Origin of the sequence: Vulcanococcus sp. (assembly GCF_044369115.1) — a bacterium.
Taxonomy (GTDB): Bacteria; Cyanobacteriota; Cyanobacteriia; order PCC-6307; family Cyanobiaceae; genus Vulcanococcus.
Genome location: NZ_JBIPMN010000122.1, coordinates 1 through 8,159 on the forward strand (window position 1 = coordinate 1; position 8,159 = coordinate 8,159).

9 protein-coding genes are annotated in these 8,159 nt (G+C 63.8%); 2 read left to right on the plus strand and 7 right to left on the minus strand.

Annotation, left to right across the window (positions count from 1 at the left end; translation table 11 throughout):
• On the plus strand, window positions 1-1,341 hold a 1,341-nt coding region (locus tag ACIQ2E_RS10105; protein ID WP_398329756.1), incomplete at its 5' end, for a M3 family metallopeptidase.
• Between the two features lie 38 nt (window positions 1,342-1,379).
• Window positions 1,380-2,780 (plus strand): hypothetical protein, encoded by a 1,401-nt coding sequence (locus ACIQ2E_RS10110; RefSeq protein ID WP_398329759.1) that lies wholly within the window; start codon window positions 1,380-1,382, stop codon window positions 2,778-2,780.
• Here ACIQ2E_RS10110 and ACIQ2E_RS10115 read toward each other — a convergent pair.
• The 7 genes from ACIQ2E_RS10115 to ACIQ2E_RS10145 form a co-directional block, all read right to left on the minus strand.
• On the minus strand, window positions 2,719-3,819 hold the full coding sequence (locus tag ACIQ2E_RS10115; protein ID WP_398329762.1) for an alpha/beta hydrolase: 1,101 nt from the start codon (window positions 3,817-3,819) through the stop codon (window positions 2,719-2,721). The genes ACIQ2E_RS10110 and ACIQ2E_RS10115 overlap by 62 nt on opposite strands.
• Complete coding sequence (locus ACIQ2E_RS10120; RefSeq protein ID WP_398329765.1) at window positions 3,816-4,358, minus strand: hypothetical protein; 543 nt, start codon at window positions 4,356-4,358, stop codon at window positions 3,816-3,818. Before ACIQ2E_RS10120 ends, ACIQ2E_RS10115 begins: the two co-directional genes overlap by 4 nt.
• A 24-nt stretch (window positions 4,359-4,382) precedes the next feature.
• Complete coding sequence (locus ACIQ2E_RS10125; RefSeq protein WP_398329768.1) at window positions 4,383-5,087, minus strand: DUF6629 family protein; 705 nt, start codon at window positions 5,085-5,087, stop codon at window positions 4,383-4,385.
• A gap of 88 nt (window positions 5,088-5,175) precedes the next feature.
• Complete coding sequence (locus tag ACIQ2E_RS10130; protein ID WP_398329771.1) at window positions 5,176-5,772, minus strand: esterase/lipase family protein; 597 nt, start codon at window positions 5,770-5,772, stop codon at window positions 5,176-5,178.
• Complete coding sequence (locus ACIQ2E_RS10135; RefSeq protein WP_398329774.1) at window positions 5,769-6,143, minus strand: dihydroneopterin aldolase; 375 nt, start codon at window positions 6,141-6,143, stop codon at window positions 5,769-5,771. Before ACIQ2E_RS10135 ends, ACIQ2E_RS10130 begins: the two co-directional genes overlap by 4 nt.
• Window positions 6,140-7,471 (minus strand): glutamate-5-semialdehyde dehydrogenase, encoded by a 1,332-nt coding sequence (locus tag ACIQ2E_RS10140; RefSeq protein WP_398329777.1) that lies wholly within the window; start codon window positions 7,469-7,471, stop codon window positions 6,140-6,142. Before ACIQ2E_RS10140 ends, ACIQ2E_RS10135 begins: the two co-directional genes overlap by 4 nt.
• A 5-nt stretch (window positions 7,472-7,476) precedes the next feature.
• Window positions 7,477-8,159 (minus strand): ROK family protein (locus tag ACIQ2E_RS10145; protein WP_398329780.1); only part of this gene is annotated, 683 nt, incomplete at its 5' end.

An 8,159-nucleotide genomic window follows, 5' to 3' on the forward strand; every position in this document is an offset into this window, starting at 1 on the left:
GGCAGTGAGCTCAACAACTGGCCCTTGATCGAGCGCATCCTCACGCTGCGGGGCGAACAGGCCAGGCGCCTGGGCTATGCCAACTGGGCCGACGTGAGCCTCGCGGCGAAAATGGCCGAGTCGGAAGCCGCCGTGGAGGCCCTGCTGGAGGAGCTGCGGGCAGCGGCTTACCCCGTGGCTCGGCAGGAGCTGGAGGCCCTGGCCGCCTGCGCCAGCCGCCATGGCGCCGCTGAAGCGGCGGATCTTCAGCCCTGGGATGTGAGCTTCTGGGCTGAGAAGCTGCGCCAGGAAAGCTTCGAGCTCGACAGTGAAGCTCTGCGCCCCTATTTCCCCCTCCCCCAGGTGTTGGAGGGGCTATTTGCCCTGTGCAACCGTCTGTTCGGGATCACGATCAAAGCGGCCGACGGCGAGGCGCCGATCTGGCACAGCGATGTGCGCTACTTCCGCATCCTGGAAGGATCCCAGGCGGGATCCAGCGCCGGATCACCCTTGGCCGCCTTCTACCTGGATCCCTACAGCCGCCCCGGCAGCAAGCGAGGGGGAGCCTGGATGGATGAATGCCTGGTGCGCTCGCGCCGGCCTGATGGCACGGCCGTGCTGCCGGTGGCCTATCTGATCTGCAACCAGAGCCCGCCGGTGGGCGAGACCCCCAGCCTGATGACCTTCGAGGAGGTGGAAACCCTCTTCCATGAGTTCGGCCATGGCCTGCAGCACATGCTCACCACGGTGGAGCGTCCCCAGGCGGCGGGGATCAACGGCGTGGAATGGGATGCGGTGGAGCTGCCCAGCCAGTTCATGGAGAACTGGTGCTACGACCGCGCCACCTTGATGGGCATGGCCCGCCACTGGCAAAGCGGCGAGGCACTGCCCGAGGCGGAGTACCGCAAGCTGCTGGCAGCTCGCACCTTCATGGGTGGTTCCGCCACCCTGCGCCAGGTGCATTTCGCCCTGGTGGATCTGAAGCTGCACAGCCAGTGGCAGCCCGGCAGCGGCCAGAGCCCCGAAGCGCTGCGCCGCCAAATCGCCGAAAGCACCACCGTGCTGGCACCGATCGATGAAGACGCGTTCCTCTGCTCGTTCGGCCACATCTTCGCCGGCGGTTATGCCGCGGGCTACTACTCCTACAAGTGGGCTGAAGTGCTCAGCGCCGATGCCTTCAGCGCCTTCGAGGAGGTGGGCCTTGAAAACGAAGAGCGCATCCGCGACACCGGCCGTCGCTTCCGCGACACGGTGCTCAGCCTTGGTGGCAGCCTCGATCCCAAGCAGGTGTTCGAAGCCTTCCGCGGCCGCCAACCCAGTAGCGAAGCGCTGATTCGCCACTCCGGCCTGGTAGCCGTTTGAACTGAATCGGCGCAGCATGGTGAGAGCGTTGGGGCGAGATGGCTCTGCGTGTGGTGAACAGCGATCCCCTCGCCCTGGCGGAACAGTGGAGCTGTCCGGTTCCGCTGATCGGCTTCGAAGCAGCTCTCGAGCGCAGTGTGTTCCGCTCGGGTCTGAGCCGCTCCGACTGGCTCAAGCGCCTGGCGAACGATCTGCACAAGCCGCAACTGCTGGCCCTGCTCTGGTTGCTACCGCGGCGCTGGACGCTGTCGCCAGCGCAACTGCCGCCCAAGCTTCAGGCGCTGGGAGGCGTGCTCGAACGGGGTCTGCTCACCCCAGGGCTGCTGGCTGCCATGGCCGACGATCTGCCCCATCTGCTGCCGGCAGCGAACCCCGATCAACCGAATGCCCTGAGCCTGTGGAGGAGTGAGCACCGGCCGCCGCTTCCGCGGGATTTTGCAACGCTGCAGCAGGCAGTTTCCTCGGAGGCGGAATCTGATCCCCATGAAAACGCAGCCCCCGCTGGAGCAGCCCTCAGTGGCGGCCTGGTGTGGCGCAATGTTGGGCTGAGCTATGAGCAATCACCGCAGGAGCGGCGGCTCAACAGCCTGGTGGCCCGGGTGCTGAACCGGTTGGCAGCCAATCGCCTCAGCGAGGATCCCTGGTGGTTCGAAGGCTGCACAACCAGCAGCAGTTGGTTGGCCAAGCTCCAGGCCAGCGGTTGGCAGGCCCGGGCGCAACTGCGCTGCAGCGTGGCCAGTTTCGGCCTTGGGGCCAGCCTGCCCCATGAGGCAGATGGCTGGAGCCAGGTGCCGCTGGCTCTACCGATTCGCACTGGCCTGCTTGGCGCCGATGGCGAGGAAGTGCAATCGCTGCTGCCCCACAGCTGCCTGGAGCTGGAGCTGTGCGGCCCCAACCAACTGCTGCGCTTGCAGTACTACCAGGGCACCGAAGGGCTCTGCGGCTGGGAAGCCCTGAACGATCTGCAGCGCCCGTGGCAAAACGATCGCCATAACGGCACTGTTCACTACCTCGGAGAGCCCTACGAAGGTGAACGGCTCCAGCAGCTGTTTGATCTTCTCGAGGTGATCGCCCTGGTGCACAACCATGAGGCCAGTGACCGCCAGCTGCTCCATGGCGGCTACGGCTCGTTGGGGTTCTGCATCGACAGCTCAGCGCTGATCCAGCAGGTGATGGAGGGCCGCTGCCAGTTGTTCCCGGTGCTGATGGGAGGGATCTGGCGCGAACGCCTCCTGCGCCGCGTCGACCAGCTCGGAGCAGCGGCAGCTGATTGGCTGGAGCCCTACAGGCAAGCGCTACAAGTTCTCCCCCATGACGGCAGCCTGCACGGAAGTGCTGCGGCCAGCGCTAAGGAACGGCTGTTGGCCTGCCAGCCGCTCAGCAGCCCGTTTGTTCTGGTGCAGGAGTTGGCGCAGCCAGCGCAGCCAGAATCGCCTTGATCACAGGCAGGCGGAAGGCTTCAGAAAACGGGCCCTTGCTGCCGTTGTGATTCATCCCCTCAATCAGAGAACGCTGGATCTGGCCCGCAGAAACGGCCTTGTTCCAGTTCGAGAGGGGTAGCAGCGGCGATCGGCCTGGATAGGCGATGCGGCCAAAGGCGGCTACGGGATCCTTGCTGCCCACGATGGTGGTAATTCCGGCGAGCTGATGCAGCTCCTGGTTGCCACTGAAGACCCCGCAAAAACTGATGATGCTCACCGGCGCTCGCGTGATGCGGCGCAAGTAATCAGCCACACCCATGGCCATTTCTGCTCCGCCGCTGTAGCCGGTGAGCACGATGCGGCAACCGTTATCTGGTCGGAATCCAACCTCGGCCAGGCGCAGGCTGATCTTCAACGCAAGCTCGTAATTGAGGATGGGGCCGTAGCGCCGATCGGAAGAAATCCCTACCTTGATGACATTGTTGGCCTGTACCAGCACCGCGGCCAACAGCTGAACCAACCCGTTGGGATGCTGTTCCTGCAGCGCAAACAGCCGCCGCCAGAACCACTCACTGCCGGCATCCTCAGCCAGAGCCACAGGCATCACGGTGTAGGTTTCCAGGCCACGCACCAGCAGGGTTTCAGCAGCCAACTGCTGCTCCAGCAATTCGAGAAACGAGGAAACCCGCGGCGGATGATCGCGCTCCAGCTGGTGGATGCCATCGAGATACACCACATAGCAGCGATGCGGACCTAGCGCCGCAGGGCCATGATCAAACAATGTGGCTGGGACTGGTAAGCCCTGCAGCCAGCCCTCCCAAAAAGCAAATTCACTCACCAGCGAGTAGATGCCAGCCGCTGCGATGACCACCACCAGCAGCAAGCCAATCAACTGCAACAACAGCAGCAGATCCGCAGGCGAGAGGGTGGAGCGCACAAACAGTGCCAGATGGCCCAGGCCCACAAGGTTGATACCAAGGCCGATCGCCAGAACGAGCAGCAGCAGCTTGAGGTTGAAGCGCTGGCTCCAGGGATGCAGGCGAGCAGCGGCGTTCATGGCTCAGCCAGCTCCGAGGCAAGCATCGCGTAGCCCCGTTGCCAGCTCTGGCGAAATAACAAGGCCACGAGCACAAGAGCCAACAGATAACCGGGCGTGGTGAGCACAAGCGCCTGATCCCAGGGCAGATCGAAGCGCACATGCACGAAGGTGACCACATTCAGGTGGATCAACACCCAGAGCACCAGGCCAATGGTTTCACCGATGTAGGGAGCAGCCACACACACATAAAAACAGGCTGGCAGCAAACAGCTGGCGATCCCATCCACAAAGGCACTGGGGTGAACCGGGTTGGATCCATAGAGATTGAGCAGCACCATGTCGATGGAGCTGGTCAACAGGAAGGCGGAGGCCAGCACCAGCGCATCAATCAACAGCCGCCAGAGGATCTGACGGGCGCCCAGGCGGTTGGCCAAAAGGCCAAACACGTGGGAGAGCGACACCGAGATCCCCACCACCAGCAGCAAGCCGAGCCCCAGATCGGCTCGGATCAACCAGCCACCCAGGCCGTTCAGAACACGCTCCAGATCAACCAGCATGAAGGCGGCCCCTCAGGCGTCTATTCAAGCCTGAGGCGCGCTGCGCAACTGAGGGCGGTTGACAATCCAGATCACAAAGATCGAGAGCACCGCGCAGTAGAAGCACCACACCGAATTAAAGGTGGCGCTGTAGGTGAGCCAGGTGAGGAAGATCGAGACAAAGATCAGCACCCCAAACAGCTTGACGGCCTTATCAGCAACAGCGATGAGTGGGAGAACGATGAAACCCCAATACACCAGCTCACCCACAGGCTCGGTGTTCACAAAGTTGTGAACGATGCTGTGCAGGTTGGAAACGTCGTAGAGCAGACGCCCCGTGCTGTGCACTGCCGGCTGAACAGCGGGAGGATTGAACAGCACCGGAAGATAAAACGCCGTGCCCAGCACCGTGCTCACAATCGCAACCCAGCGCAAGCGGTTCTGCAGGCCGCGGGAATCGGTGCTGCGACTGATCGACCAAGCACTCCAGGGGATCCAGATCATCCAGAAGCAATAGGCAAAGAAGAGAAATCCCAACCCAGCCAGCGTGGTGAGCGGCTCCGTGCGGCCGTTATCGAGGGCCGTCCACTCCAGGCCTTCAACGAACTGCTGAACACCGAAGAAAAAAGGAACCAGCGCCAACGGAACGTAGTTGGGCTGCTTATTCGTGCGGGCCAGGTGGGTGCTGTAGAGACCCAGGGGCATCAGCACCGCGGAGGCTGTGAAGCTGGCAGAAGCCGAAAAGCACATGGTGAGGGTGCATTGATACGCTTACTGATAATTCCGAGATGCCCAGGAAGCAACGAGTCAGCCTCGGGCGGTAAGGAACCGTTGCCGATTAGGGCGCCAGGAGTACATCAGCCACAGCGCTCACGGCTCTTGGGTGAACAATCAGCTGCCGGTGGGTGAACACCGGCAACGCGCGGCGAGTACCCAGTGGCAACACCGCCCGCCAACCGGGGAACACGGTGATGTCGGTGGGGGTGAACAAGCTGTGGCACTCCAGCGACGCCAGCAAAACCTGATCTCGCTGCAGATCCCGCAGCAGCGCACTGCCAACCTTCATATCGGCAATGCCCGCCAGGAGGCGGCGCGGCACCAACTGAGCCGCAAGCGTGCCGTTCTGCGGACTCCCCAAGCAGACGAAGCGGCGGGTTCGCTGGCAGCCCCGGTGCTCCTGCAGCCAGGTGCGGCCGATCACGCCACCCATGGAAAACCCGAACAGATCGAGGGACGTTGTCTGTCCGAAACGGGCCTCGATCAGAGCAGCCAACTGCGCGGCAAGCTCTCGGATCGGCACCGCCCCCAAACGGTGGGGCAGATGGGGGGCAAACCACTCCAGCCCCGGGTTGCGCCGCAGAAGCTCCTCTTCCAGACGCCGGAATAAGCGTGGCGTGTCCCACAGCCCATGCAGGAGCACAAGCGGACGGGTCATGTTGGCCAGCGCCGTGAGCGTTGCACCGCCACGATGCCGCAGAAGCCAGGCACCGGCGCCTGGCATTTACGCAACTCCAACCGGATCGGCACCTCACCGTAGATCTCCTCCAGCAGGCTGAAGATCTGATCACTCCAGTGCTCCAGGGTGAAGCAACGGATCCGGCGCGCCTGATGTTGCAGGGCTTGGATCGCGAGGCTGTAGTCGAGGCTGTGCTCCAGCGCATCAGCTGCGGCGGCGGCACTGAGGTTGCAGCCCAAGCTGAAATCCAGCTCAAACCACTGACCCAGTTGCCGCTCGTGCTCGAGCACTCCCACATGGGCCCAGAGGCGCAGGCCCCGCACCAGCACACGATCGGCCGGAGCGCTCACAGGGGCAGATCGCGGTGGGTGAAGCTGCGCACACCACTGGCGTAGTCGGCAGCGATATGGCCATCGCCGCGCATGAAGTAGCGATAGGTCACCAATCCTTCCAGCCCCACCGGTCCCCTTGGGGGAAGCGTTTGGGTGGAGATGCCCACCTCAGCGCCAAAGCCGTAGCGGAAGCCATCGGCGAAACGGGTGGAGCAGTTCACATAAACGCCGGCGCTATCCACACTGCGTAGGAACATCTCCGCTGTAGAGGCGTTGGTGGTGCAGATGGCATCGGTATGGCGGGAGCCATAGCGGCTGATGTGATCCAAGGCATCCTCCAGGGAATCCACCACCCGCACGGCAAGCACCAGATCGGAGTATTCACTACGCCAGTCGTCGTCGCTGGCGGCATGGCTCACGCCGAGCGACTGGGCGGCAGCGTCACCGCGCAGGCTCACACCAGCCGAGGCCATGGCCGGGAGTGCTGCGGTGAGAAACGCCGGGGCAACCTCGCGGTGGATCAACAGCGTTTCGATGGCGTTGCAGGCCGCGGGGTACTGGGTTTTGGCATCGATGGCAATGCGCAGGGCCTGATCGATGTCCACCTCCCGATCCACAACCAAATGGCAGATGCCATCGGCGTGGCCCAGCACCGGAATGCGGGTGTTGTCTTGGATGAATTGCACCAGCTCATTGGATCCGCGCGGAATGATCAGATCCACCAGCCCATCGAGCTTGAGCAGCCCCAGGCTCTCCTCGCGGGAGGTGAGCAGCTCCAGCGCCATGGGATCAACAGCACTGTTGGCAAGCCCGGCGCGCAGGGCCTCGAAGATCGCCGCGCAGCTGCGGCTGGCTTCACGGCCCCCTTTCAGCAGGGCGCCATTGCCAGAGCGAATCGCCAGCGAAGCGATCTGCATCACCGCATCGGGTCGGGCTTCAAAAATCACGCCAAGCACACCGAGCGGAACGCTGACGCGCTCGAGCGTGAGACCCTGATCGAGCTCGCGGTGCAACTGGCGCACCCCCAGGGGGTCGGGCAGCTGAGCCACCTGACGCACCCCCTCGATCCCGCCCGCCAACTTGGCGGCATCCAACTTCAGGCGTGCCACCAGGGCTGGTGCTAGGCCATCGGCAGCAGCAGCCTCCAAATCCGTCTGATTGGCAGCCAGGATCAGCGGGGCCGACGCCTCCAGTGCCGCGGCCATCGCTTCCACCGCCTCACGGCGTTTCAGATTGCTGAGGCGACCCAGTGCCATCGCGCAGCGGCGCACGGCAGCGGCCCGTTGCAGCAGATCAGGAGTGGGATCAGGAACGCTCACAGGCGCGGCGGGCACTGGGCGCATCATCCCAGCTAGGCGTTGAGCAGCCGATCGAGCGCCAGGCGTGCAGCACCCAAACGGCCTGCCCCATTGCCGAGGGCGCAGCGGCGCAGCTCCAGGCCCTGACGGCTTTCGCGCTGCACCCGCTGCTCCACTTCCGCCAGTGCAGCTGGCAGGAAGTGCGCACTCGCCGCACTGAGGCCACCGCCGATCAACACCAATTCAGGGGTAAGCACATAGATCAATGAGCTCAAGCCCACCCCCAGGCGGCGGCCGTAGCGCTGCCAGATCGCCAGGGCTTCAGCATCGCCCTGATCGGCCAGACGGCAGAGCTCCTGCGGGCTCAGAGGAGATTGGCGCGCCAACGCTCCGATGCTGCAGAACTGCTCAAGCGAACCGCGGTTGCCGCTGTTGCAGGCGGGCCCCTCAGGATCGATGCAGATCAGGCCAGGTTCAGCCGCCGCGCCGCCATGGCCCGTAAACAAGTTGCCGCCCAGCAACACCCCACCACCCACGCCAGTGCCGAGGGTGAGCAACAACACGTCGCTGTAGCCCCTGGCTGCGCCATGCCAGGCCTCCCCCACCACAGCGCAATTGCCATCGTTCGCGAGGGTGACGCGCCGCTGCAGCTGCGGCTCCAGCCACTCCGCCAAAGGAATTTGCTCCCAACCCGGCAGGTTGATACACACCCGCGCCACCCGGCCCGCTGCATCCA

Coding starts and splice junctions, on each gene's coding strand:
- ACIQ2E_RS10130 (WP_398329771.1), bottom strand. CDS start 5,772: ATGACCCGTCCGCTTGTGCTCCTGCATGGGCTGTGGGACACGCCACGC.
- ACIQ2E_RS10140 (WP_398329777.1), bottom strand. CDS start 7,471: ATGATGCGCCCAGTGCCCGCCGCGCCTGTGAGCGTTCCTGATCCCACT.
- ACIQ2E_RS10110 (WP_398329759.1), top strand. CDS start 1,380: ATGGCTCTGCGTGTGGTGAACAGCGATCCCCTCGCCCTGGCGGAACAG.
- ACIQ2E_RS10115 (WP_398329762.1), bottom strand. CDS start 3,819: ATGAACGCCGCTGCTCGCCTGCATCCCTGGAGCCAGCGCTTCAACCTC.
- ACIQ2E_RS10125 (WP_398329768.1), bottom strand. CDS start 5,087: ATGTGCTTTTCGGCTTCTGCCAGCTTCACAGCCTCCGCGGTGCTGATG.
- ACIQ2E_RS10120 (WP_398329765.1), bottom strand. CDS start 4,358: ATGCTGGTTGATCTGGAGCGTGTTCTGAACGGCCTGGGTGGCTGGTTG.